Genomic DNA, 23,734 nt, shown 5'->3' with positions numbered 1-23,734 from the left:
AATCCATCCGTTCTCAATGATTGCAAAAGGATTCAAGATGGCCGGTGGCTTTGCGGACAAGAAAGCGTTGGTGCTTTTTTCAGGCGGACAAGATTCGACGACGTGTTTGGCGTGGGCGCTGAAAAATTTCAAGGAAGTGGAGACCGTCGGTTTTGACTACGGCCAGCGCCACACGGCTGAAATCACATGCCGCAAGCACATCCTAGAGACCATCGAAGACGTTCTGCCTTACGCCAAGGGGCGTCTCGGTCAGGATCACATGATTGACATGAAGGTCTTGGGCCAGATTTCGGAGTGCTCTCTCACGCGCGAGATCGAAATCGAGTTTGAAAAGGACGGCGTGCCCAACTCTTTCGTTCCGGCACGTAATCTTCTCTTTTTCACGTTTGCTTCTGCGATTGCCTACCGCCGCGGCGGCTCTGTTCTCGTGGGCGGCATGTGTGAAACCGACTACTCGGGCTACGCCGACTGCCGAGACAACACGCTAAAGAGCCTGCAGGTGTCGCTTTCGCTCGGATTGGATCGTCAGGTGGTGATTGAGACACCGTTGATGTGGCTCACGAAGGCAGAAACCTGGCAGCTGGCGCACGACCTCGGCGGTGACGCCTTTGTGGAGTTTGTACGCACTCAGACGCACACTTGCTATATGGGTAACCACGATGTGCTCCACGACTGGGGCTACGGCTGCGGCGAGTGTCCGGCCTGCAAGTTGCGTCAGGAAGGCTGGGAGAAGTGGGTCAAGAATCGCCAGCACGCTCAATGACGAGTTCTGAGTTGATGTCCGTGATGCAGATTTAGGCAGTTGTCACGAAAATCGGATATACAAATGACACGGGCCGGAATTTCCGGCCCGAAATGTATCAGTGATTGCGGAATCGCTGTCTCGGATTGACGGCGTCCGGATTGGCGGCTTGAGAAAGCGTCCAGCGCGGCTTGGCTGAGAAGCTCCAGCGCTTGCGGGCGTTTTGAAGTTCCTCTTCAGTCATGCGTTGCAGACGCATCATGCCGGCCACGGCAATCATGGCGCCGTTGTCGGTGCACAAACGCTGAGGCGGGAAGAAGACTCGTGCACCCCGTTTGCGGCAGGCATCGATCAGGCTGGCTCGCAGCGTCTTATTGGCGGATACGCCGCCTGCCACCACCAACTGTTTGATGCCGGTCGTTTTGATGGCTTTGATGGCCTTGGTGGTGAGCACTTCGGCAACCGCTTCAGTAAACGCCAAAGCCAAATCCGAACGGAACTGAGGATCCGTGGGATCCTTGGCATCGTTGACGGCGGTCAGAACAGCCGTTTTGAGCCCCGAGAAGCTCATGTCAAGCGACGGAGAGTGCAGCATCGGACGCGGCAATTCAATGGCGCCGGGCGAACCTGTTTCGGCCAGACGAGAAACCGCAGGACCGCCGGGATAGCCTTCACCTAACAACTGCGCGGTTTTGTCAAATGCTTCGCCCGCGGCGTCATCCAGCGTTTCTCCCAACAGTTCATAGCTGCCGAAAGCATTGACGCGCATAAATTGCGTGTGTCCGCCGCTTACCAGCAGCGCAATGAAGGGAAACTTGGGAGCAGGGTCCGCAAGGCAAGCTGAGAGCAGGTGACCTTCCAGATGGTGCACTCCGACCACGGGAATGCCTAAGGCATAGCCGATGGCGTGAGCGACGGACGAGCCGACCAGAAGCGCTCCGGCCAGACCCGGGCCTTCGGTGACGGCAACGGCATCAATTTCTTCTTTCTTGACGCCTGCGCGCGTCAGAACGTCGTCAATCAACACCAGCGCACGGCGGATATGGTCGCGGCTGGCGAGTTCCGGCACAACGCCGCCGTAGGCTCGGTGCATATCGATTTGCGTGTGGACGGCGTCTGCCAACAGTCCTTTTTCGCTGTCGATCAGCGCAACGCCGGTTTCGTCGCACGAGCTTTCAATGCCGAGAACTTTCATGAGATCTAAAAAAACAAAAAATTCAAAGTGGAGCCATTCTAGCCACAGTGACTCATTTCCGCTCTGTTAAATGAGGGACAAATTATCAACGATGGGGACGAGGCGGAGGCGGGGGAGGAGGCATCATCATCGGTCCCCACATAAACGGCCCCCACATGAAGCGATCGTTGTAGAGACGCTCGGTTTCCAACTCAGCTTGCAACTGTGCTTCGCGTCTCTTCGAGAGCTGAAGAGCGTTTTGCAAATCTTTTTCAATGCCAGGAGCATCAGTAGGACGCTTCATGACATAACGGAATTGATAACCGTCACCGCAGAGCACGATCGGATTGGGAGAGGCGACCTTGGCGCCCGAAGGCCACGTATAGGTTACGCCAAGAATACGTGCACAACCGTCCGGTCCGCGAGAGGCATCCAGATCATCGTTGGAAAAGGACACGGAAACGGGTGTCATTCCGTACTTCTGGCCGGCAACCGTCGTGACCTCGGCACCTTCCAAGTCGCTTTCAAAGATCACGGTTGTTGAACAACCGCTTAAGAACAGAGTCGCTAGTGCGGCAGAAAGAATCGGTGTGCGCATGGCTTGCCTTTGCGGGAAGGAACGTTACCCTCAATTGTAGAGGCCGCTATGAGGAGTTGATGCTTGGATTTGCAAAGCGTTGTTGCTTAACAATTCCTATCGTTGTGGATAAGGAGGTGGTTCTTCACAGGTTTTGTGAATAAGTGTGGGTGTTCGACCTCTCGGTCACTGATTTGTAATAAATTTTGTGATATGCCTAAAAAATGAGCACTGCAAATTTGACATCAAACGAGTGAAATTTGAACTGGTACAAAAAGCCCTCTGAGGCTTCGGAAGGTTCCGATCTTTCAGAGGGCTTAGTGTTCAGCTATACGCTGAGCGCGCTGTAATCAAGCTAAAGGGCTGATTAGAAGCGATGACGCAGGCCAACCATCACACCGAACATGTACGGATCCTGATCAGCATGATCGCCCGTAAACTTCAGGTTGTCCTGGTTGTAGGTCACAACGCCGTAGACATCGGTACGCTTGGAGAACGGATAGTCGTAACCTGCAGAGATGATCCAGCGAGAAAGCTCATCATCCTTGTGACCAGCATCAACGCTGTCAGCAGCTTCAGCATCCAGATAGGCGGCGCCAACCATGACGGTGCCACCTGCTGCCGGGATACCAGCGGAAACACCAAGACTCCAGCCCTTCATACGGCTTGCAAATTTATCCGTGCCGTTATTGAAGGCTTCAACGTCCTGAATAATGCCTTTCATCTTGCTGGTCTTGATCTCGTCAAAGTACTGAGCACCAGCGTAGAGCTTGACAACTTCGAAGTCATAGTTGCCGCCGAAGGTCACGGTCAGGCTGTCATCCTGATCCTTGATGGATTCACCTGCCTGCTCCATGGTGACAGAAGCATAGTTGATGGAATCAACTGCGAAGTACAAGCTCAAAGGACCGTTGTTGTAAGAGGCACCGATAGCATAGTAGCGGTCACTCGAGGATTCGTTTTCTTCACCAAACTTACCGGCCTTTCCGTTCTCATCGACACCGTCTACCTGATTACCCATGCCGTACTGAGCAAACACCTTGAAGCCGGCGAAGCTCGGGGTTTCATAGGCAATCATGTTGTTCCACATACCGGCGCCCATGGCCCAAGTACCAGCCTGAGCGGAGTAGTCACCCCAGGATGTGCCAAAGACGGACATCACACCGTACTTGGCCCAGGAGCTCACGCCACCGTTGAAGGAACCGATACGGCCGAAAGCAACCTTACCGAAACCACCCTGCAGGAAGAGGCTAGATTCACGATTGAACAACACGTCGTCGTCAACACCGGTGTCGGACTTGATGCCGTCTTCCAGAATGAAACCAACCGTCAGACCGTTACCGAGGTCTTCCGTGCCCTTAAAACCGAAGCGGGAGCCGGAAGCCATACCGGATTCCATCGAGAAGGAATCAAAGTCACTATTGGCAGACGTAGAATCGGTGTCGCCATGCACGTACTGCAAGCCCGTGTCAACGATACCGTAGAGCTGAACATCAGCAGCGAGAGCAGAACCGGCAAAAGCGCCAAGAACGGCAACTGCAGCAAGAGTCTTTTTCATTTTGATTTGTTCCTATAAAGATAGGGGATCTTTTTGATCAAAAAGGCCCGGGATTTAAGCGTTGCAAGCCTGCAAGGAACCGCAACATGCCCGAAGGCCCAATCACCCTTTGTTCCGAAAGGGTGCGAGCATTCTCACTCCGAATTGCGTAACTCTCAAATTCAAAAGCAAGCCTCAAATGGATGTGATGCTTTTTTACAACACCTATAGGGAAAAATTGCGGTTAACGGCCCTGATCTCGCGTTGGCCTCGCATCCTTAATCGAATTAACCAAGGCTTCAGTGCGAAGATTGCTCCATTCAATCAAAGGAACAAACCATGCCTTACATCAACATCAAACTCACCGGCGACTGCGAAGCGCCGACTCCTGAGCAAAAGGAACAGCTTATCGCGGGGGTTACCAAACTCATCGCCGATGTGCTTGGCAAGGACACGACGCATCTGGTGGTCATCATCGATGAGGTGCCGATGACCAACTACGGCATCAACGGTAAAACCGTCAAACAGCTGCGCTCGGAAAAGAAGGCCTAACACTTGAAAACAAGACGGGCGATCCGAAAAGACCGCCCGTCAGGAAGAATTAGCTGGTTTCCTGTTTACAGAAACTGAGCCCCGACAATGCCAGCAATCATCAACGGGATGTTGTAGGCAATGAAGGTCGGTACGCAAGTGTCCCAAATGTGGTCATGCTGACCGTCGGCATTCAGACCGCTCGTGGGGCCGAGTGTGGTGTCGGAGGCAGGAGAACCGGCATCGCCCAGAGCACCGGCAGCTGACATCAGAAGAATGGTGGCAGGAAGCGAGAAACCCACAGCGGAGCACAGCGGCACGTAGATCACAGCCAGGATCGGCACGGTACCGAAAGATGTGCCGATGCCCATCGTCACAATAAGACCGATTCCGGTAATGATGGTGGCAGCCAGAATCTTGTTGGAGTGCAGATAGGGAACTACGCTCTGAATCAGTTCATTAACAGCGCCTGTTTCCTTGAGAATGGCTGCATAACCACCCGCGATGAGCATCACAAAGGCGATAAAGCCCATCATGGAGATGCCGCCGGCGATGTGATCGTCCAATTCACGGAAAAGGAAGGCGCGACCGAGAATCATGACCAGAAGACCGATCAAAGCGGCTAGCGGCAGAGACTGCCAAATGAGCTGAACCACAACGGCCAGAACAATGGCCAGAAGCGTCGCCCAGTGCTTGAGTTCAAACTTCTTGATTTCCTCGGCCTTGGTTTCCATGCCGATGACCGGGCGATCTTCGTAGTGACGCGGTTTACGATAGAGCACAAAGACAGCAATCAGCAGACCGATCAACATGGACGCACCGAGAATCCAGTTGACGGAAGCGACGTCCGACACCGTGGTCTTCATGCCGCTTTGAGTCATGCTGTCAGCGACGATGCCCTGGAAGATCAGACCGAAACCAACGGGCAGCGTGATGTAGGGAGCCTTCAGGCCAAAGCTGAGCGAACAAGCCACCGCTCGGCGGTCAAGCTGCATCTTGTTCATCAGATAGAGCAGCGGCGGAATCAACAGCGGAATGAAGGCAATATGCACCGGCACCACGTTCTGTGACAAGCAGGCAATGGCGGCCAAAACGAGACAGAAAACCGCCGGACGAGACCCCAGATGTTTGGAAATCCAGGAAACAAGCACTTGCATTAAGCCTGTGTGCGCAATGGCAACGGCAAAGGTACCCAGCAGGATGTAGGAAAGCGCGGTGGTGGCGTTGGCGGAAAAGCCGTCGGCCAAAAGCGTCATCGTTTTACCGATGTCAATGCCGCCCGACAGGCCGGCGGTGATGGCCGCAAGGATAAGCGCGACAAGAACGTTGACTTTGACCAGGCAGAGTACGCAAAGTACCAACACCGACAAGATGATGGGGTTAAAGAGCAAGTCCATCAGGGAGCCTCGTTTGGATTTTTGAAAGAGGGGAACTGTGGCGAAGAAAAGCTTGCCAGAGCTTCATTGTTTTAATTTGTTTCAACGGATACTACCGCATTTGATAGTGCCAAGGAAAGAGATTTGGCGCGCTCTACAGCCTTTTGCCTAGAGGTCTTTATGCTGTTGAACAACGCTGTTTCGGAGTGGAAATCAGCCGTTTTTTGCCATGAAGAGACCGTTTTTCCTTACAATTCGCACGAACACTATTCCATTCTCTATTCGTCGGCGGACAATTACCGAAAGCGGTCAATTTCCGCGAAAGCGGCGGAACTTCTGATTCAATGAAAAATCCCACTCATTTCTATGTTGTCGTGCCCTTGGGGCTTGAAGAGCTGTGCGCTCAGGAACTCGAAGCCATCGGCATCACCGGCCTTCGCGTTCAACGAGGAGCCGTCACGTTCACTTGCTCGATGCTCATGGCACAGCGTGCTTGCCTTTACTGCCGCACGGCGAGCCGCATTTTGATGCGCGTGGGCGTATCGGACTATCAAGACGAAGAAGACATCTACAACTTTGCCTGCCGCACGAAGTGGGAAAACTGGTTTGGTCCCGACGCAACGATTCGCGTGGATATCAATGCCCGTCGCTCTCCCTTACGCAGCCTCGACTTCACCCTGTTGCGCATCAAGGACGGCATTTGCGATCGTTTCATGCACTTCATGGACCGACGTCCGAGCGTGGACACGGCGCATCCTGAAATCCGCGTGTTTGCTTTTGCCGATGACACGCACTGCACGTTCTATCTCGACTTGTGCGGTGAAGCGCTTTTCAAGCGCGGCTGGCGTACGGACAAGGGCGAAGCGCCGCTCAAGGAAAACTTGGCTTCCGGTCTTCTGATGCTTGCAGACTGGAGTGCTGATACGCCGCTCGTGGATCCGTTCTGCGGTTCCGGCACGATTGCCATCGAGGCTGCACTTGCCGCCTGCGGAGTGGCCCCCGGTCTTAAGCGCAAGTTCCTGTTTGAAAACTTCGCTGGCTTTGAGCGTGACATTTGGCAGGAAGAACTTGAAGAAGCCAAAGCCCGAGTCAACATGCACACAAAAGTGAGAATTGCCGCAAGCGACATCAGCACTATTGTGGTCGGTAAGGCAGAACAGAATGCCCGCCGCGCAGGACTTGGCGCATTGATTGACGACGGACGCCTTACGTTTACCCAGTGCGACGCTCGTCAGGTAACGCCGCCCGCACCGGCCGGCCTCATTGTGGCCAATCCGCCCTACGGCGAACAGTCCAATCCGAAGAGCGCGACGGTAGCGTCCATGATGAAGGATGTGGCCGACAACCTGAAGCACAACTTCTCGGGCTGGACGGCACGCTTTCTTACGAGCGACCGCAATCTGCCGCGTCAGATGCGTCTGAAGGAAAGCAAGAAGACGCCGCTATTCAACGGTCCGTTGGAATGCCGTTTCTTTGAATTCAATTTGGTGTCTGGTAGCTTCCGAGACAAGCACTGACGAAGTTTTCCGAAACAATCAGGCCGATCAAGCACAGGATGTTTGGTCGGCTTTTGATTGCAAAACGACTTGAAATTTTCTTGTCAGGTCGTACAATGGAGCCTCTCAAGTGAAAGCCTCTCGTCCCCATCGTCTAGAGGCCTAGGACATGACCCTCTCACGGTTAGAACTGGGGTTCGAATCCCCATGGGGACGCCAAAACAACACGGACGACACCGTTGAATGTCGAAGGTCACCGCGAAAGCCTGGAAGGATTAAGGGTTCGCGGTTTTTTATTGCCATTTCCGAGTCCCTTTGTCTGATGTCGGTGTCAGCTCCGAACGCTCGTTCGATTCAGAAAACAACTTGCGCCCAGCTGCCCGAAGGCAGAAAGGCGCAAGCAATCGTCTAGAGAGAAGAGAAAACTTACTTCATAGAGTTCACAGCACCTTCGGCAGCAAGCTTGCCGGAAGTAACTGCCCAGCCCATATTGCCGCCGGGAGGCGAGTCGTCGCCCATGGCGCCGCCAACAATTTCACCTGCTGCGAACAACCCCTTGATAGGTTTGCCATTCGTATCGAGTACGTTGAACGAGTCGTTGGTCACAACACCGCCCATCGTGGTCGCAAAGCGAGGCTGTTGCTCGATGATGAAGTAGGGGCCCTGTTCGACTACTGCTCTGGTCATGAACTTAGCCGGACGATCAAAGTCAGCATCTTTGCCCGCCTTGACAAAGCTGTTATAGCGAACCACTTCTTGCTTGAGAGCCTTGCCGTCGATGCCGATTTTAGCGGCGGCCGCTTCAATGGTATCGGCCTTCACAAACTTAGGAGTTCCCTTGCCGTCTTTGGCAATCCAGGAATCGACTTCACCACCGGTAATGCCGCCGATGTACAACCCCTGGACGAAGCCATCGTATGTAGGCTTATCCATCAGAATGTAGAGCGTCGAATCGGGCTGCTTGAGCTCAACCTGTTTGATGGCATTGTTTGATGCGGTTTCACTTATGACGCGCTTGCCGTTTTTGGCAACCAGAATGCCGGATCCTTTTTCAAAGGCGTTTTTGTTGGCCCAAATTGTCGACTTGGCGATGCCGGGGGCCACTTCCACGCCATTGGGATAGATCTTGCCGTATTCCATCAGCTGAAGTTTTGCGCCGACGGCTTTGGCCATTTTGTGGCCGTCGCCCGTGGAGGAAACAGGCCCGTAGTACAAAGACTGTTTCAAGGCGCCAGTCAGCATATCCTTGGCGTAACCGAAGCCGCCCGTTGACAACAACACGGCCTTGGACTTGATCGTGTAGGTCGTTCCGTCGTTGCTGACAGCTTTTACGCCCACCACGGCGCCGTTTTCAACAATCAGCTCTTCGGCTCTCGTGCCGGTAAAGACCTGAGCGTTGGTTTTCTGCACTAGTTCGTGCATGCGTTTCATGTTGGCGGGAGCGCCGCCCAGCCAGCGAATGCAACGAGGCTTGGAATATTCTGCTTCGTTTGTAAAACCGGCTTTAGTATCGAGAACCAACCCTTGATCCAACAGCCAGTCGATCGTCGGACCGACATGGTTGACATAGAGGTCAAGCTTGGAGCGGTCGTTGAGATTGTGACCGTTCTTCAAAAGGTCCTGACGCATGATCTCAGGAGTGTCGTCTTTCACGCCAAGTTCTTTTTGAATCTTGGAACCCTGAATGACGACCGTGCCACCGTTGATGGCTGCTGCGCCGCCCACAAAGGGCATCTTTTCAATCAAAACGACTTTCTTGCCGAGACTTGATGCTCTCAAGGTAGCCACTTGACCAGCACCGCCGGCACCGACAATGGCCAGATCGGTTTCAATGGTCTTGGAAGCGGCTTTACCGGACTTCTTGACCGGAACAGCCATCAGTGCCTTGGGATCTCCGCCGGCTTGACGGACACAGTCAGCCACAGCCGTGAGAACTGCCGAAGAAGATTTGCTGGCGCCCGTGATGGCGTCAATGCCAAGGCTTTGGTTTTCAACGATCAAAGGTGGTAATTTTTCAAGAGCAGTCGTACCGATGCCCGGAGTTTCCTTTGTGGTTCCGACAATGCGGACGGCTTTAATCGCCGAACTCGTGAACTCGACTTCGACTTTCACCGGACCACCCATGCCCTGAGCCGAGGCCTGATAGGTGCCGGCTTTGTATCCGGCAGCCCATGCCGAACCAGTGGCGCCTAACGCCATGGCCACAGCGGCTGTGATTAAAGTTGTGCGAATCATATTGTTCCTTTTTCAGGCTCGTTGCCGCTTTCGGTTAAACCGAAAGCGACAACATTAAGTCCCTAGAGAAGAGGAGTTACTTTCCCTTCGGATACATGGCATTATGCAAGACGTCGTGTACAACTTTCAGATCTTTGTATGGAATCTGCCCCGGTGCGGACGGGATGCCGCCCACCATAGCAAACGAAAGATCCGAGCCAGTGAATTCACCTGTACAACGGGACAGCACGCCCCAGCGTCCCATGGCCATCGTGAGCATCGGACGATCGCTGTAGTAATTGCGCACTTTCCAAGTGGCGCTCATCAGACGCAGAGCATCACCGGTGTTATGAGCCATTACGGCCAGCTTCAGGATGTCACTGCCTTCCTTTTCCTGAAACAGCAGACGACGTATGATTTCATCTTCGGAGGGGGTCCAACCGAATTCGTGGTCCGAGAACATCATGACCTTGCCCTTGGCTTTGCCTTTCTTCATGATGTGACGGCAAACTTCGATATCGCGGAACTGTTCAATATCAAACCAGTCGACGGAGCCGTTGTCGAGTACGGCATCATAGAACTGGCCGTACCAGTCATCGCTGACGTGACGACCACCTCCTTCGGTTTTGTCGCGGAAGGTCATCAGAACGGGTTTGTCGCCGGCCAATTTGTATGCTTCACGCGAAAGATCGGCAAATTCCTTTCCGGAAATTTCACCGATGTAGTCGGGACGCATTTCGATGGCATCCAGTTCGGGCATAGCTGCATAGTCCTTCATGATCTTAAGGAAGGACTCCGGTGTTTTGGCTGTGGTGGAAGCAATGATCTTCGGAGAACCTTCACCGATGCGGCATTTCTTAATCTGCACGACACGGCGAGCGGGCGTCTTCCAGCCGTTGCGGCCATTGCGAGTGTCGACCGGCATCATCTTGGCATCAGGTGCAAGGACGGTCGAGGCCATCGTCGGAGCCACTAGGCCGGCCATCATGCCGGTTAAACCGGTCTTGATCAAATCGCGGCGATCCATCATTTTGTTTCTCCTTTTTTAATGGAGGCAATTGGAAGCTGAACCAATTAGGCTTCCAACTTCTTTTTCACAGCTCTTATGGTAGGCGCCTTGTCAGTTTCGAACTACCTCAAAAAGGAGGTAGTGAAAAGACATCTGTCTCCCTTAGAATGACCAATATGCATACGGTCAAGTCCTTTTGTGCGGCGGCAGCGTTGGCGGCATTGCTTGTCGCTTCGCCGGTTTCAAGCCAAGACGCAGTCGAACGAAGCGTGCTCATCGGCCTGGTCAATAACAATGAGCCGGGGTTCAGGGCAGAGGTTCTTACGCCAACATTGGATTATCTAAAAAAGACATTGCCGAACATTTCATTTCGGACGGTTGATATCGCTGCATATAAAGCTGTTGACGATCTGTTTCGCACGAGACCGGACTTCGTGATTGCTCCGAGCGATGTGTTTGTTACGCTGAGTTCATCAATCAGTGCGCATCCTCTGGCTGTACGCAAAAGCAGTTTTGCCAAAGACGCCAATCGATCTCTGGGTTCGGCTGTCATTGCGCTCAAAACGAGAGCTGACATCAATCACATTGCAGATTTGAAAGGCAAAACTATCAGTGCTTCTCTTCCGGACTCTCTAGGGGGCTGGTTAGCTTTTGCCGGGGAACTTGCCGCCCAAGGGCATGAGGCGGACTCTTTCTTTTCTCGCATTGATTTTGAGACTTATCAGATTCCGGAAGTTGTCGGCTCCGTGTTGTCCGGCCGTAGCGATGCCGGTGTCCTGAGTACCTGCCAACTGGAGGTGGCCGAGCAACGAGGCCTGATTGAGGCGGGTAAACTAAAAGTTCTGAACGCCCGCCGTACGCCGGGCTTTTCCTGCTCGCATTCGACCCACTTATATCCGGACCAGATTTTCGGTTCAGTCAATGAAAATCTCGATCCTGAAACGCTCAAGCAAATCAGCATTGCTCTGTTGCAAATGCGGGAAAAGATTAACGGCAGTGGCATTACAGAAAAAGACAATACTTCTTTTTCCTGGCAGGTTGTCGGTCGCTTCGATAGTATCAACCGATTGTTTAAGGCGCTGAAAATCGGTCCCTACGCTTATCTGAAGGATTGGTCTTTTGAAGGGATTTTGAAGCGGTTTTCGAGCGAAATCACCATCGTCTTGTGCTTGCTGGCATTTCTAACTCTCAGCGAACTTCGTCTTTATCGATTGGTCAAGATTCGCACGGCCAAACTCAATGACCTCGTTGAAGAAAAGGGACGAATGCTTGAGGAGGTGAGAGGACTTAATCACAGACTGCACAATATGGAGCGTTATGCCCTGGTTTCGCAAATGAGTTCGGTCATTGCTCATGATTTGAAGCAGCCATTGGGAGCGATCATCAATTATTGCGCCGTGCTGCAGATGGCTATTGAATCGGGAGCGAAGGACGAGTCCAAGCTTGCCGATGTCACGGATGCCGTCAATCGTGAGGCCCACCGTATTGCTCAGATCGTGGATCGCGTTCGATCCTACGTCAAGCGGCCCAATTCGCAGCACAAGCTTTGCAAGGTCGGCGACCTTGTCAAACGCGCTGTCGATAGTTTTGCACACTACGCCGACAGTACGCCCAAAATTTCGGTGATGCTCTCTGATCCGGACGCGAGGATCAATGCTGAAGCACTTGAAATAGAGATTCTCTTTTTGAACCTGCTGAAAAACGCCGGTCGAGCAGTTCGCAAAAACAACGGAAATATCGAGGTACGCACGCATACCGACGACAAATGCGTGTATGTTTCGGTAGCAGACTCCGGACCCGCGTTGACGGACGAGCAGTTCAAGCAGTTGTCGGACGTTTGTGATTCCACAACAGCCGAAGGTCTGGGTTTGGGGTTGGCCATCGTACGCAGTATTGCCGATGCCCACTCGGCGCATATCCAGATCGACCGGCTCATCCCATGCGGCGTGAAGTTTACTGTCATTTTTGAAAAATTCTGAGGTTCGCGGCATGACAGATACGACTGTTCTTATCCGCATCGTTGATGATGACGACGAATTCGCGGCGTCACAAAAGATGCTGATTGAAACGCTGGGCTGGGAAGTCATTACGTATGCTAGTGCTCCTGAATTTCTTTCCGAAGATGCATTGGAACGGCCGGGGTGTTTGCTTTTGGACGTTCGTATGCCAGCCATGACTGGTTTAGAACTTCAGCAGGAACTTGAAAAGCGAAACTGTCAGTTGCCGATCATTTTTCTGTCTGCCCACGGCGACATTGAAATGGCCGTACACACCATGCGCCACGGAGCGGTTGATTTTCTGGAAAAACCGGTGGAACCGCAGCGCTTGCTTGCAAGGGTGACCAAAGCCGTTGCTTTGAGCATCCAACAGACCAACGAATATGAACAGCTTCAAAAGCTGGTCGAGCGGATCGACAAGCTTTCTCACCGAGAACTTGAAATTGCCAAACTCGTTTCCGAAGGTCTTCGCAATAAAGAAATTGCCCGAAAACTCGGCATCGAAGAGACGACGGTCAAGATGCATCGTGCCAATGCAATGGCTAAGCTTGCAGCCAATACGAGTGCGGAACTCACCCGACTTTTCACGATTTTCGAGATCAAACTCAAATCAGGCGAGAGAGCGGTATGAAGCGGCGAAAATTGCTTTTAGGACTTCTGGCAGCCAAAGTTGCTTATGCCGGCAGTGTTGATCATTCCTACGACGTTATTGTTGTTGGTTCCGGTGCGGCGGGACTCTCGGCAGCGGTATCGGCGGCTGAAAATGGCGCGCGTCGTGTACTGGTACTCGAAAAGGAAACAACACTCGGTGGTCATACTATGGTTTCCACCGGTTATGTCAGTGCTCTGAGTCGTAAAAATGTGTCGCAAAAAGACTATGAAGCGTCGGCGCACACCATGCTGGAAGGTATGCGTAGGCTTGCTGACGGTCGAGGGAACGAAGCGCTACAGAGAAAGCTAGTATACGAGTCCGCTGACATCATTGAATGGCTCGCCTCCATGGGGCTGCGTTGGGAAGACAATGTTTTTCAGACTTTGGCGGGTTTAGCACCCAGAAGCTACATATCGAGCGCTGTACGTGCTGGATACGACTACATTACGACGCTAAATAAACGTGCTCGTTCCTTGGGTGTGGAGGTTCGCTTTTCGACTCGTGCGATGCAGATTAAAACCGGCTCGGATAACCGCATCGTAGGCTTGGTCGTGCAATCCGAATCGCAGTCAGTGGAATTTGAGGCCCCCACAGTCATTCTGGCGACCGGCGGCTACGGCGGCAACGTTGCCATGCGCAGCCGATATGTGCCTTGGCTGGATGCTCGCTACCCGACGACGGCCAATCCATATTTCACCGGTACAGATTGTGCTACTGGCGACGGCATTAAGATGGGAGCGCAACTGGGAGCCGCTTTGGTGGATATGGATTGCATCATGGTGATTCCCTTTTGGGGAGGGCGATTGACAGACTATGTCGGCGCCGATATCTACGTGGACGCACAGGGAAGGCGATTTGTCAACGAAGGCTCGTCATGGAACGAGATCAGTACGGCTATCCGCAAACTGCCGAATGAACAGTGCTGGGTTATCACAGATTCACAGTCGATTCAGGGTGCGAGTCGAAGTTCAAAGATCATGAACGGAATTGTGTCGGTAGCAAATACCGTTGAGGAAATGGCTGCTGGGATGGGAGTCGACAAGAATACGTTGCGTCAGACTTTGGAGCGATACAACAGTTTTGCTCGCAAGGGCATTGACGAAGATTTCGGTAAAAACATGTTTACCCAAGAGATTAATAAGCCTCCCTACTTTTATGGAAAAGAACGATTGTATGTGCACTACTGTTGTGGTGGTTTGAGAATCGATGAACATGCCAGAGTACTCAATGCTCAGGGCATTCCCATCGGCGGTCTGTACGCAGCCGGAGAGACAACCGGAGGAGTGCACGGAAAGGATCGGTTGGGAGGATGCTCCATTACCGACTGCTTTGTGTTTGGTCGGGAAGCCGGCAAATCCGGAGCACGGTACGCTTTACAGGCAAAGGCGAACCTTGTCTGAAATAAGCTTCGTTTTGGCTTGACTTTTCTGAAGATCATGCGAAAAGCCTCCGCTACAGCAATTGCAACGGAGGCTTGCTTCAATTGGGCGAAACTGGCTCTTTAGAGCTTATTGAGCACGCGGATCGAATGCTCATAGGAGAGCTTGAGAACCGTTTCCGGAGCCAGGCCCGGGACGGGGACTTCAACACCGATAGCGCAGGACTTGGGCATATGTTGCATAAAGTCGACCAGAGGCAATTCGCCGTCGCCTGGAAGCAGACGACCGAGGCGGGCTTCGTTGACCAGTCCTTCGAATCCCTTCGGCGTACCGGAGGTACTGTCGAGATTGGCTTTGCCGGCACGAACCTGAGCAATGAGCTTGCGGTCGATCGGTGGATTCTTGACCGCGTCGCACAGATGAATGTCCCCCAGATAGCGAGCCGGGATCTTGTCGAGATCGGCAGCGGTACCACCGGAACGGTACAGATGCAGGGAGTCAACGGCGATGGTACCGTTGGAGCAACCGGCCATCTTGACGAGTTCATAGGCCTGTTCCAGCGTGCCGATGGTACGCCACGCCATGAATTCAAGGTCAATGCGGAAGCCGTAAGGTTTGGCCATTTCGCACATCTTGGCAAACATAGCTGCAAATTTGGGCTTGTCCGGAGCATCGCCGCAGATGCACAGCGATTTGATGCCCAGTTCGCCGCACGTTTCAAAAATACCGGCAAATTGAGTGGGGTCAGTGTTGCTGTTTAAGGCAAAACCGTCCACACCGTTGACGCGCATACCGAGATCGGCCAAAAGGCTCTTGAAGGAACGAAGCTCCTTGCTGCCAGCCTTGTAGGGATAGGATACGGACCCCTTGGAAATCGGATTGATACGAATGCCGATGGCGTCGTATCCGGCTTTATGGGCTTCTACGGCCAACTTTTCGGGAGGAAGATCAAGAGCAGTCAGATGGATAGCCGACAGAGACCATTTATCCTGTCGGGGCATCGCGATTGCTTGAGTTGCTGCGGAACCAAGCACGGGAGCGACTGCCGTTGCACATAAGCCTTTGAACAAATCTCGACGTTGCAACATTTTTTTCTCCTTTTCCGGTCGTACACCTCGACCGTGATGACATCGAACCTGATCTTTGTGGTTCTTTCAGGTGATGCTACAACTCGATTGTTCTGCCGACTACGTACCAAAGATTAGGAACTTTGGTCACCTCCTAAAGGAGGTGACGAAAACCCTGACCAGCCGTGCACCTCGTAAGTGATGGTCTCAAATGATGTTGGCTGGTCTGCGTCTCATTGTCGTCCTTCTCCGTTGCCGATCACCACATACTTCAGGCTCGTCAAACCCTCAAGCCCCACCGGTCCACGGGCATGCAATTTTCCCGTACTGATGCCGATCTCCGCTCCGAGCCCATATTCAAAGCCATCGGCAAAACGCGTCGAGCAGTTCACCATGACGCTGCCGGAATCCACTTCACGCAGGAAGCGTTGAGAAGCTTGCAGATTATTGGTGATGATGGCGTCCGTGTGTTTGGACGAATGCTCTTCGATAAAGGCGATGGCCTCATCAAGGCTCTTTACCACCGCAATCGAAATGATCGGCGCGTTGTACTCGGTATCCCAATCCGACGGATCAGCGTCGACGCAGGACAGCCCCGAGGCTTCCAGAACGGCCTTTGACTTGGCGTCGCAGCGCATCTCCACGTTTTTCTCCGCAAAGATTTTCCCGATGCGAGGCAGAAATACGTCTGCAACGGCTTCGTGGACCAGAAGCGTTTCCGTGGCGTTGCAAGGCGAATAACGCTGCGTCTTGGCGTTGTCGGTGACGGAAACAGCCATGTCAATGACAGCGTCCTTGTCGACGTAAGTGTGGCAGATGCCGTCAAGATGGTGAATCATCGGCACGGTGGCTTCTGCCGCAAGACGCGCAATCAGTCCTTTGCCGCCGCGCGGAATAATCACGTCGACGTATTTGTTGGCCCGAATCATTTCGCCCACGAAATCGCGATCAGTAGTGGGAGCGATCTGCACGGCCTCAGTCGGTAAGCCGGTTTCAGTCAGAGCTTGTTGCACCAGTTCACCCAGAATGCGATTTGTTTCAAACGCCTCCGAGCCGCCGCGCAGAATGCAGGCGTTGCCGGATTTGACGGCAAGACAGGCCGCGTCCACCGTCACGTTTGGACGCGACTCATAGATGATTCCGAGAACGCCAAGCGGCACTCGCATGCGTCCGACCTGAATGCCCGAGGGGCGACGGCGCATCTCGGAAATTTCACCGACGGGGTCGGGAAGGGCCGCAGTCTGTCGGGCACCTTCAGCCATCAGCCCCAGAACTTTTTCCGTGACGCGCAGGCGGTCCACGAACGATTCTTTCAGTCCGTTTTCCTTTGCCTTGACGAGATCCTGTTCGTTGGCTGCAAAAATGTCCTCTTTCTTAGCCTCCAACAGTTCGGCCAGACGAAGAAGGACCTTGTTCTTGTCGGCAGTCGAGGCGGCGGCCATGCGGCGCGAGGCGGCACGAGCCTTTTGCCCGGCTTCAATCATCAATTTGGAAACGGAAGTCGTCATGCTGTAACCCTACAGTAGAACGCGAAAGCGTGTTCTTGGATTGTAGCGGCTCAAGACTTGACGGAGCGGGAAGAGACCGGCAAAAGGCGGTTGGAATGAGAACGGTTAGGAAGCCACGAAAGCGGCCAGCGCAGCAATTTCAATCCAGGGATCGGTGTCGCGGTTGGGGACGGTCAGACCCTTGCTGATCTTGTCGATGTCTGCGCAAAGCAGTAACGCACTCGACAATTTGCGGGTGTTGAGGCGTCCCGCTGCGCGCGTGATGCGAGCCGAGCGGTCACCCCAAACACCGGCTTGACGCAGCGCAGAGTTGCGATCCGACCCGTTGTCGATCGCTGCGCGGAATTTCAGCGTCATGCGCAGCTCTTCGGTGATCATCCACATGAAGGAGGGGATGGATTCACCTGCTGCGTTGAGGTTTTCAACGATGCGAAGCGACTTGGCGGCGTCGCCCGCAAACATCGCTTCGAGAAGGTTTTCTACGTCAAAGCGGGCTACATCGCGCACGGAGTCCGTGACTGCCTCTTCCGTGATGACGGAGCCTTCGGGGAAAAGATAGGCGAGCTTTAAGACTTCCTGCGCTGCGGCAAGAAGGTTTCCCTCACAGCGATCCGACAGGATCTTGAGGGCGGCGGGTTCGGCCTTGAGGTTTTTCTTGGCCAGACGCGCAGCAAACCAGGAGGGGAGTTCTCGAGCCGAAACGCTGTTGCATTCGACAACTTCGGCGTTGGCGGTGAGCGCCTTGTACCAGGCTGCTTTTTTCAGGCTCCAGTCGTAGGGAATGGTGACGACAAGCGTCACGCCGTCCAAAGGCATCGAAGCAATGTCGGTGAGCGCCTGCGTTCCCTTAACGCCGGGGCGGGGGCTTGCCAGACGCAGCTCCACAATTTTCTTGTCACCGAACAGACTCATGGCCGTGCAGCTTTCGGGAAGCTTCGACCAGTCCCAGATGGCAGAGGCGTTGAGCACCTCGCGTTCCGTTGCGCCTTCCTCCCGAGCCTTGGCGCGCAACAGATCGGCCGCTTCCAGCATCAGAAGCGGCTCTTCGCCCGTGATCACCCACAGAGGTGCCAGAGGGGTTTGCGCAAGATAGGACTCCAGGTCGGAAAAGCGCATCGGATTTGCCCGAGTGTCAGAAAAAACGGTTAGCGGGTGGTGAGATCTTCAGGTTGCTTGGGCGGCTGAGCCTTTTCGATGCGGCGCACCATCTGAACGACGATGTCGGAGAGCATCTCGTTGATCACCAGCGCTTCTTCGGCATCGCGAGTGAGGTAGTCCTCCTCGTTGTAGGAGATTTCACGCACGGCCGCAATCACGGTGTCGGGCAGGTACTGTGCGCCGTCGGGAGCGGACAGTCGGAAACTCACTTCGAGTTTCAACTCGTACTCACGCGCATCGCCGTATGCGTTGTAGGCAACTACGTTGCGGGAGCGGCGTTCGCCGAGCACGTAGAGAATGGCCTGCGCTTCCGAAGGCGAATTCACCAGTCGGACATCGGAACCCGCCTTGAGCTGGCGCGAAAGCTGAGAGCCCAGCGGGGTGTTGAGGTTATAGCTGATGTAGAGCGTCTCAAACGGAAGCGAGAAGCGGCCGCGCAGACGAAAGCCGCAGCCCGTCATGGCGAGCGCCGCTGCAGCGATCAGCGTACGGCGACTGGTGGTTCGAAACATAGAAGTACCGAAAATGTTGGAAAAACCGAAGGCGGGCTTTCAGGACGACGCCCGCCTGCAGGCAGAAGTTCATTATACGGAGCGTGCGATGGCTCCGAGTCAAAAATCAGGCCGAACCTTTGCTCGTGGTTGAAATGTCAGCCGAGGTCTGTTTGACGGGATGATCGCTGAAGATCGCGTCAATGTCTTTGGAGTCGAACAGATAGAGCGACCCGCAGAATTCGCAGCGCACCTTGAGCGTACCCTGTTCGGCGATGATTTCGCGCGCTTCCTTTTCGCCGAACGAGCGGATCATTCGCGTGATGTTTTCTCGCGAGCAGCGGCAGGAGAAGGTGGGGGTGAGCTCATCGAGCACGCTGGGATTGAGTTCCCAGAAAAGACGCCGGCACAGTTCCATCGGTTCGATTTCGAGAAGTTCCGAGGGGGTGACGGTCTGTGCGAAGGTCTGCACTTCACGGAAACCTTCTTCCACGGTGTCCTCGGTCGTGCCTTCGGCCGCCTTGCCGCCGTGGGCGGGCAGGCGCTGCATGATGATGCCGCCGGCGGCCTTGTCGTCGGCCGACAGCCACATGCGCGTAGGCAGCTGCTCGGACATCGTCATGAAACCCTCGAGTGTTTCTGCGACGGTGTTGCCGGTCAGAGGCACCACCCCCTGATAGGGATCTTCGTTGGGGCGGCGATCGGCAAGGTCGAGAATTGCCGCGCAGCGGCCCTTGCCGTTGGCGTTGACCATGTCCTTGAACGTGGCGTTGGGGGGAACTTCCATGCCGGCGCGCATCTGCACGGTGGCGCGGATCTTCAAGCCGGAACGCACTTCAACGAGAGCGAGCTTTACGGGGCCGTCGCCCACGATTTGCAGTACCAGTGCGCCTTCAAACTTCAGGCCTGAAGCCATCAGAGCGGCGGCAGCGGCAAGTTCGCCCAGCATGCGCAGCACGGGGGCCGGGGCTTCGAGCGAAGCCTTCATCTGTTGCCAGCTGTCCGTCAGGCGAACGCTCTGCACGTGGCAGTTTTGATTGGGAAAAAGGAGCTTAACGAGAGAATCAGCCATAAATTTTCAGATTCGTCATGGTCGCCCGACTAAATGCCAACGGCGACGGACACAAAAAACAGGTCGGATAGGCCGCTCGATAGAGCAACCTCATTTGCCTATAAATGAGGGCAAAAATGCTTGATTTCAAGCCTTTGCCACGCGAATTTTTTTTCAGTCGATGCGACGCAGTCCTGCTTCAAAGCGGCGGGCTTCTTCGACGTAATGCGCCGTGTTGCGGTGCATCGTGCGGATTTCCTCTTCGGTGAGGTTGCGCACGAAACGGGCGGGAGTGCCCACGACGAGCGTGCCGGGCGCCACGGTTTTGCCTTCGGCAACGAGACTGCCAGCGCCGACAATGGCGTTTTCACCCACAACGGCACCGTTGAGCACAATCGCGCCCATGCCGATCAGGGCGCCGCTTTTGACGGTGCAGCCGTGCAAAACGGCGGCGTGTCCGACGGTGACGTTGTCCTCAACGACGCAGGGAAAGCCTTTTTCCGTATGAATGACGGCATTGTCCTGCACGTTGCTGCCGACTCCCACCGTGATGGACTCCAAATCTCCGCGCAATACAGCTCCCGGCCAGATGCTGCTGTTGTCTTTGAGTTCGACGCGACCGATCACTTGGGAGGATTCTGCGGTCCAGGCTGAAAAAGATACCTGAGGGACGTGGTTTTCGAAGGAGAATCGAGCCATAATCGTACGACTGCTAAACGTCATAATGTTGCTTGGGTTTTGGATTGTACCGACACCAAAGCGTGATCGACACGGCAGTGATCTTTGTAACCGCGATAGACGAAAGAAGGAGGCTCGGTGGGAACGCTTGATTTGCACATGCACTCAACAGCCAGCGACGGCAGTTTGGCGCCGGACGCGCTGGTACGGTTTGCGCGCGAGTGCGGCGTTCGCACGATGGCTCTGACCGATCACGACACGGTGGCCGGTGTTGATCTTGCGCAGCGTACCGCGCAGCTTGAGGGCCTTACTTTTGTCACCGGCATTGAAATCTCGACGATCTACGCCGGCAAAAACATTCATGTTGTGGGGCTTGGCATCAATCCGCACGACGAAGAGTTGCTCGCTGTCACAACGACGATGTGTTCTGAGCGAGATCGCCGTGCCGTTTTGATGGCAGAACGCTTTGCAGAACTCGGTATTGAGGGGATGTTCGAAGAGGCCATGACTTTTTCGGCCCGCGAAAGCAATCTCTCGCGTCTGCACTTTGCCAAGGCGCTCATGAAGCGCGGCATCGTCAAGAATCAGCAGGAAGCCTTCGACAAATACCTCGGCGAAGGAAAGCTCGCGTATGTGGCCGCTCCTTGGGGATCGGTGGCCGACGCCGTCGAGCTCATCCACAAGGCGCGCGGTATTGCCGTGTTGGCTCACCCCGGTCGTTACAGCTTCTCTGCCGACTGGCAGCTTGATGCTTTAGTCGAAGGCTTTGCCGAATGCGGCGGTGATGGCATTGAGGTCGTGAGCGGCTCGCAAAGTCCGTCGTTTACCGAGAAGGCGCTTCAGTTTGCCCGTTTTTACGGATTGGCCATCAGTACCGGCAGTGATTTTCACAGTGAAGCGGGGACTCGGCCGGTTCCCGGAGCGCAGGGCGAACTGCCTTCGGGACTGCCGACCGTGATGAAGATGCTGGGTTTGGAGTCGGTCTGAGTTGCTCCAAAGTTCTTTGCTTGTCGGATTTTTCCTCTAATCTTCTACGATTTTTAGAAGATTAGAAGAATATAGAAGAAAAGCGGAAGGCATCCGTTCTCGATCACCTTCCGTCCGGACATGCCTAGAGATTTCCTAGACCTTTGCTTCCGAAGCCATCTCGCCGAGCGCATCAAGCAGCGCCTGCAGTGCTTCATCCGTTGTCGACCACGCCGTGCAGAAGCGTGCGATTGTACGGCCGTCGCTGTGTTTGCCGCAGTCTTCCCAGATGAATTTCCCTTTGAGATGTTCAATTGCAGCATCGTTCAGTAGCACAAACTGCTGATTGGTGGGCGAGTCGATGTAGAGCTCAATGCCCGCACGCACAAATGCAGTCTTGAGCATCATGGCTTGCTCAATAGCTCGCTTGCCGATCTTCCCGTAAAGATCATCGGTAAAGAAAGTCGAGAAACTCAATCCCGCAAGACGACCTTTGGACAGAAGCGCTCCGCGCTGGCGCTGAGCCGAGAGGAAGTCGCTCGCAAGCTTCTGATCCGTGATAACCAAGGCTTCGCAGCCCAGCGCACCGCACTTGGTGCCGCCGATGCAGAAGGCGTCGGTGAGACGTGCGTAGTCTTCAAGTTTGATGTCGCCTGCAGCAAGCGCATAGGCAAGACGCGCGCCGTCGACATAAAGAAAGAGTCCTTCTTCGCGGCAGACCTTGGAGAGTTCTTCGAGTTCCGCGAGGCTGTAAAGAGTCCCCAATTCCGTCGGGTTGGAAATGTAGACGAGCCCGGGTTCCACGTAGAAGATGCGTTCGGCGTTGGTGCGGTAGGAAACAAGCGCCTTCTTGACAGCTTCGGCCGTCAGCTTGCCGTCGACAGCGTCAATTTCAAGCACCTTGTGGCCGGTGGCTTCGATGGCTCCCGTTTCGTGTGCGGCAATGTGGCCGCTCGGTGCCGCCAGAACACCCTGCCAGGGCCGCAGAACGGCAGAAATCAAGGAGAGGTTACAAATCGTACCGCCCGCAAAGAAGAATACGCCGGCGTCAGGACACTTGCAGGCTTCGCGGATTTTCGCTTCGGCTTCCTTGCAGAACATGTCTTCGCAGTAGCCGGGCACTTCGGTGAGATTGTGGCGAAGCAAAGCGTCCATGATCTGCGGCGTGCAACCGGCGATGTAGTCGCATTGAAATTGATAGGGAGTAGCCATGATTTGCAGCCTCAATAAGAGAAATTGCTTTTAATTGTCGCGATCTGTCGTCAACTGTTCGAAAATCTACTGACGCATCTCTCGAATGATCTCGTCAGGAGTGTCACGCATCGATGACCGGAACGGATTGATGTCAATGCCGCCGCGTCGGGTAAAGCAGGCGTACACCTCAAGCATTTCCGGCGCAAAGGTTGCGCGCAAGTCGTGAAAGATCTGTTCGACGCACTGCTCGTGGAACCCGCGGTGGCAGCGGTAAGAAACGAGATATTTCAAGAGGCCGGCCTGATCAATCGCCTTACCTGTGTAGGAAATCAGAATGCTTGCCAGATCGGGTTGCCCCGTGACCGGGCAGAGAGAGCGGAAAACGGAGGTCGAAAACGTTTCGGTAGCCGTCTCCGAGCGATTTTCGTCAAACTTCAGATAGGCCGGCTCGGTTTCATACGCGTTCACGATATCGCCTTCAGACAGCGTCAGGGTGTCAAGATTGATGCCCGGCATCGCACGCACGGCACCGGGATAGGCGGTTACATCGTAAAGACGTACTTCGACTTGTTCCCCCAGACGGGACGACAGGTCTTCGGCCATGCGGTGAGCCACTTCATCTTTGCCGCTCATCTTGGTCATGGCAAAGGAGCCCGCGTAAAGCTTCAAAGACTTCGACTCCACAATGGAATGCGTGCTGGCCGGTACCAGAAGTTCACCCACGGCCGTCTGCGGGATGCCCTGTTCATTGAGCCAAGAGAGCTCATAGAGGCGCCAGATGTCCGTGCCGCGGAAATCATGGTCGCCGATGGCATCGCGCCCGAGTGCGCGCGGAATCGGCTGAAGCAAGTCCGGGTTGTAGCGATCGCTGTAAACAGTGTCCTTACCAAGCAGCGTGTTCTTGGGTTCGGGCATCAAAACCGACATGGAAGTCCTC

The 23,734-nt window shown here is 54.4% G+C and carries 21 protein-coding genes and 1 tRNA gene; 8 read left to right on the top strand and 14 right to left on the bottom strand.

All coding sequences use genetic code 11. The features are described 5' to 3' along the window. Window positions 1-37: 37 nt before the first annotated feature. Window positions 38-763 carry a 7-cyano-7-deazaguanine synthase QueC gene (queC, locus tag DW133_RS07020; protein ID WP_118275986.1) on the top strand — a complete coding sequence of 242 codons (726 nt, stop codon included), beginning with the start codon at window positions 38-40 and terminating at the stop codon, window positions 761-763. 97 nt (window positions 764-860) lie between these two features. Here queC and tsaD read toward each other — a convergent pair whose 3' ends face one another. The 3 genes from tsaD to DW133_RS07005 all read right to left on the bottom strand — a co-directional run bounded on the left by tsaD (window position 861) and on the right by DW133_RS07005 (window position 4,051). After that, window positions 861-1,937 carry a tRNA (adenosine(37)-N6)-threonylcarbamoyltransferase complex transferase subunit TsaD gene (gene tsaD / locus DW133_RS07015; protein ID WP_118275939.1) on the bottom strand — a complete coding sequence of 359 codons (1,077 nt, stop codon included), beginning with the start codon at window positions 1,935-1,937 and terminating at the stop codon, window positions 861-863. Between the two features lie 85 nt (window positions 1,938-2,022). Beyond that, window positions 2,023-2,514 (bottom strand): hypothetical protein, encoded by a 492-nt coding sequence (locus DW133_RS07010; protein WP_147408895.1) that lies wholly within the window; start codon window positions 2,512-2,514, stop codon window positions 2,023-2,025. 346 nt (window positions 2,515-2,860) lie between these two features. Continuing rightward, window positions 2,861-4,051, bottom strand: a complete 1,191-nt coding sequence (locus tag DW133_RS07005; protein ID WP_118275937.1) for a porin — start codon at window positions 4,049-4,051, stop codon at window positions 2,861-2,863. A gap of 318 nt (window positions 4,052-4,369) precedes the next feature. Here DW133_RS07005 and DW133_RS07000 point away from each other — a divergent pair, with 318 nt between their 5' ends. Continuing rightward, entirely contained in the window at window positions 4,370-4,582 is a 213-nt protein-coding gene (locus tag DW133_RS07000; RefSeq protein WP_118275936.1) for a 4-oxalocrotonate tautomerase family protein, read from the top strand. Between the two features lie 65 nt (window positions 4,583-4,647). Here DW133_RS07000 and DW133_RS06995 read toward each other — a convergent pair whose 3' ends face one another. After that, the gene (locus tag DW133_RS06995) at window positions 4,648-5,958 is read right to left on the bottom strand and encodes a Na+/H+ antiporter family protein (RefSeq protein WP_118275935.1); all 1,311 of its coding nucleotides are present in this window, start codon (window positions 5,956-5,958) and stop codon (window positions 4,648-4,650) included. Window positions 5,959-6,281: 323 nt separating this feature from the next. Between DW133_RS06995 and DW133_RS06990 the strand changes: the two genes are divergently transcribed. Both DW133_RS06990 and DW133_RS06985 read left to right on the top strand, forming a co-directional pair. Then, window positions 6,282-7,454, top strand: a complete 1,173-nt coding sequence (locus tag DW133_RS06990; protein ID WP_118275934.1) for a class I SAM-dependent RNA methyltransferase — start codon at window positions 6,282-6,284, stop codon at window positions 7,452-7,454. Between the two features lie 122 nt (window positions 7,455-7,576). Next, a tRNA-Glu gene (locus tag DW133_RS06985) sits at window positions 7,577-7,652 on the top strand. A gap of 207 nt (window positions 7,653-7,859) precedes the next feature. On the opposite strand, the gene DW133_RS06980 is transcribed toward DW133_RS06985, so the two are convergent. Together DW133_RS06980 and aroD are read right to left on the bottom strand one after the other, a co-directional pair. Then, entirely contained in the window at window positions 7,860-9,668 is a 1,809-nt protein-coding gene (locus tag DW133_RS06980) for an FAD-binding protein (protein WP_118275933.1), read from the bottom strand. A gap of 76 nt (window positions 9,669-9,744) precedes the next feature. Further along, complete coding sequence (gene aroD / locus DW133_RS06975; RefSeq protein ID WP_233542141.1) at window positions 9,745-10,677, bottom strand: type I 3-dehydroquinate dehydratase; 933 nt, start codon at window positions 10,675-10,677, stop codon at window positions 9,745-9,747. 155 nt (window positions 10,678-10,832) lie between these two features. On the opposite strand from aroD, the gene DW133_RS06970 reads away from it, so the two are divergent. The 3 genes from DW133_RS06970 to DW133_RS06960 are packed head-to-tail and all read left to right on the top strand — an operon-like array spanning window position 10,833 to window position 14,705. Beyond that, window positions 10,833-12,635, top strand: coding sequence for a sensor histidine kinase (locus tag DW133_RS06970; protein ID WP_158571143.1), 1,803 nt, complete (start codon window positions 10,833-10,835; stop codon window positions 12,633-12,635). Between the two features lie 10 nt (window positions 12,636-12,645). Next, a complete protein-coding gene (locus DW133_RS06965; RefSeq protein ID WP_118275931.1) occupies window positions 12,646-13,284 on the top strand; it encodes a response regulator transcription factor in 639 nt (212 codons plus the stop codon). Beyond that, window positions 13,281-14,705 carry a flavocytochrome c gene (locus DW133_RS06960; protein ID WP_118275930.1) on the top strand — a complete coding sequence of 475 codons (1,425 nt, stop codon included), beginning with the start codon at window positions 13,281-13,283 and terminating at the stop codon, window positions 14,703-14,705. Before DW133_RS06965 ends, DW133_RS06960 begins: the two co-directional genes overlap by 4 nt. 101 nt (window positions 14,706-14,806) lie before the next feature. Here DW133_RS06960 and DW133_RS06955 read toward each other — a convergent pair whose 3' ends face one another. The 6 genes from DW133_RS06955 to DW133_RS06930 all read right to left on the bottom strand — a co-directional run bounded on the left by DW133_RS06955 (window position 14,807) and on the right by DW133_RS06930 (window position 20,658). After that, a complete protein-coding gene (locus tag DW133_RS06955) occupies window positions 14,807-15,772 on the bottom strand; it encodes a sugar phosphate isomerase/epimerase (RefSeq protein ID WP_118275929.1) in 966 nt (321 codons plus the stop codon). A 212-nt stretch (window positions 15,773-15,984) separates the two neighbouring features. Further along, window positions 15,985-17,259 (bottom strand): glutamate-5-semialdehyde dehydrogenase, encoded by a 1,275-nt coding sequence (locus DW133_RS06950; RefSeq protein ID WP_118275928.1) that lies wholly within the window; start codon window positions 17,257-17,259, stop codon window positions 15,985-15,987. A 105-nt stretch (window positions 17,260-17,364) separates the two neighbouring features. Beyond that, complete coding sequence (gene holA / locus DW133_RS06945) at window positions 17,365-18,375, bottom strand: DNA polymerase III subunit delta (RefSeq protein WP_118275927.1); 1,011 nt, start codon at window positions 18,373-18,375, stop codon at window positions 17,365-17,367. A gap of 29 nt (window positions 18,376-18,404) precedes the next feature. Next, entirely contained in the window at window positions 18,405-18,929 is a 525-nt protein-coding gene (gene lptE / locus DW133_RS06940; RefSeq protein WP_118275926.1) for an LPS assembly lipoprotein LptE, read from the bottom strand. Between the two features lie 106 nt (window positions 18,930-19,035). Beyond that, complete coding sequence (locus tag DW133_RS06935) at window positions 19,036-19,980, bottom strand: Hsp33 family molecular chaperone HslO (RefSeq protein WP_118275925.1); 945 nt, start codon at window positions 19,978-19,980, stop codon at window positions 19,036-19,038. Window positions 19,981-20,133: 153 nt separating this feature from the next. Next, window positions 20,134-20,658: a gamma carbonic anhydrase family protein gene (locus DW133_RS06930; protein ID WP_118275924.1), complete on the bottom strand. Its 525-nt coding sequence runs from the start codon at window positions 20,656-20,658 to the stop codon at window positions 20,134-20,136. A 117-nt stretch (window positions 20,659-20,775) separates the two neighbouring features. Here DW133_RS06930 and DW133_RS06925 point away from each other — a divergent pair, with 117 nt between their 5' ends. Next, complete coding sequence (locus tag DW133_RS06925) at window positions 20,776-21,624, top strand: PHP domain-containing protein (RefSeq protein WP_118275923.1); 849 nt, start codon at window positions 20,776-20,778, stop codon at window positions 21,622-21,624. 135 nt (window positions 21,625-21,759) lie between these two features. Here DW133_RS06925 and DW133_RS06920 read toward each other — a convergent pair whose 3' ends face one another. Continuing rightward, window positions 21,760-22,815 carry a low specificity L-threonine aldolase gene (locus DW133_RS06920; RefSeq protein WP_118275922.1) on the bottom strand — a complete coding sequence of 352 codons (1,056 nt, stop codon included), beginning with the start codon at window positions 22,813-22,815 and terminating at the stop codon, window positions 21,760-21,762. Window positions 22,816-22,881: 66 nt separating this feature from the next. Next, window positions 22,882-23,724: an NADPH-dependent 7-cyano-7-deazaguanine reductase QueF gene (gene queF / locus DW133_RS06915; RefSeq protein WP_233542140.1), complete on the bottom strand. Its 843-nt coding sequence runs from the start codon at window positions 23,722-23,724 to the stop codon at window positions 22,882-22,884. Window positions 23,725-23,734: the final 10 nt, after the last annotated feature.

The sequence above is a fragment of the Sutterella sp. AM11-39 genome (genome assembly GCF_003472385.1).
Taxonomy (GTDB): domain Bacteria; phylum Pseudomonadota; class Gammaproteobacteria; order Burkholderiales; family Burkholderiaceae_F; genus Duodenibacillus; species Duodenibacillus intestinigallinarum.
Note: the sequence above shows the minus strand (reverse complement) of the source record. Positions and strands in the feature narration are given on the sequence as shown.

Excerpts from the sequence above, each read along its gene's own strand:
- queC (WP_118275986.1), top strand. The coding sequence starts at position 38 with ATGGCCGGTGGCTTTGCGGACAAGAAAGCGTTGGTGCTTTTTTCAGGC.
- tsaD (WP_118275939.1), bottom strand. The coding sequence starts at position 1,937 with ATGAAAGTTCTCGGCATTGAAAGCTCGTGCGACGAAACCGGCGTTGCG.
- DW133_RS07010 (WP_147408895.1), bottom strand. The coding sequence starts at position 2,514 with ATGCGCACACCGATTCTTTCTGCCGCACTAGCGACTCTGTTCTTAAGC.
- DW133_RS07005 (WP_118275937.1), bottom strand. The coding sequence starts at position 4,051 with ATGAAAAAGACTCTTGCTGCAGTTGCCGTTCTTGGCGCTTTTGCCGGT.
- DW133_RS07000 (WP_118275936.1), top strand. The coding sequence starts at position 4,370 with ATGCCTTACATCAACATCAAACTCACCGGCGACTGCGAAGCGCCGACT.
- DW133_RS06995 (WP_118275935.1), bottom strand. The coding sequence starts at position 5,958 with ATGGACTTGCTCTTTAACCCCATCATCTTGTCGGTGTTGGTACTTTGC.
- DW133_RS06990 (WP_118275934.1), top strand. The coding sequence starts at position 6,282 with ATGAAAAATCCCACTCATTTCTATGTTGTCGTGCCCTTGGGGCTTGAA.
- DW133_RS06980 (WP_118275933.1), bottom strand. The coding sequence starts at position 9,668 with ATGATTCGCACAACTTTAATCACAGCCGCTGTGGCCATGGCGTTAGGC.
- aroD (WP_233542141.1), bottom strand. The coding sequence starts at position 10,677 with ATGATGGATCGCCGCGATTTGATCAAGACCGGTTTAACCGGCATGATG.
- DW133_RS06970 (WP_158571143.1), top strand. The coding sequence starts at position 10,833 with ATGCATACGGTCAAGTCCTTTTGTGCGGCGGCAGCGTTGGCGGCATTG.
- DW133_RS06965 (WP_118275931.1), top strand. The coding sequence starts at position 12,646 with ATGACAGATACGACTGTTCTTATCCGCATCGTTGATGATGACGACGAA.
- DW133_RS06960 (WP_118275930.1), top strand. The coding sequence starts at position 13,281 with ATGAAGCGGCGAAAATTGCTTTTAGGACTTCTGGCAGCCAAAGTTGCT.
- DW133_RS06955 (WP_118275929.1), bottom strand. The coding sequence starts at position 15,772 with ATGTTGCAACGTCGAGATTTGTTCAAAGGCTTATGTGCAACGGCAGTC.
- DW133_RS06950 (WP_118275928.1), bottom strand. The coding sequence starts at position 17,259 with ATGACGACTTCCGTTTCCAAATTGATGATTGAAGCCGGGCAAAAGGCT.
- holA (WP_118275927.1), bottom strand. The coding sequence starts at position 18,375 with ATGCGCTTTTCCGACCTGGAGTCCTATCTTGCGCAAACCCCTCTGGCA.
- lptE (WP_118275926.1), bottom strand. The coding sequence starts at position 18,929 with ATGTTTCGAACCACCAGTCGCCGTACGCTGATCGCTGCAGCGGCGCTC.
- DW133_RS06935 (WP_118275925.1), bottom strand. The coding sequence starts at position 19,980 with ATGGCTGATTCTCTCGTTAAGCTCCTTTTTCCCAATCAAAACTGCCAC.
- DW133_RS06930 (WP_118275924.1), bottom strand. The coding sequence starts at position 20,658 with ATGGCTCGATTCTCCTTCGAAAACCACGTCCCTCAGGTATCTTTTTCA.
- DW133_RS06920 (WP_118275922.1), bottom strand. The coding sequence starts at position 22,815 with ATGGCTACTCCCTATCAATTTCAATGCGACTACATCGCCGGTTGCACG.
- queF (WP_233542140.1), bottom strand. The coding sequence starts at position 23,724 with ATGTCGGTTTTGATGCCCGAACCCAAGAACACGCTGCTTGGTAAGGAC.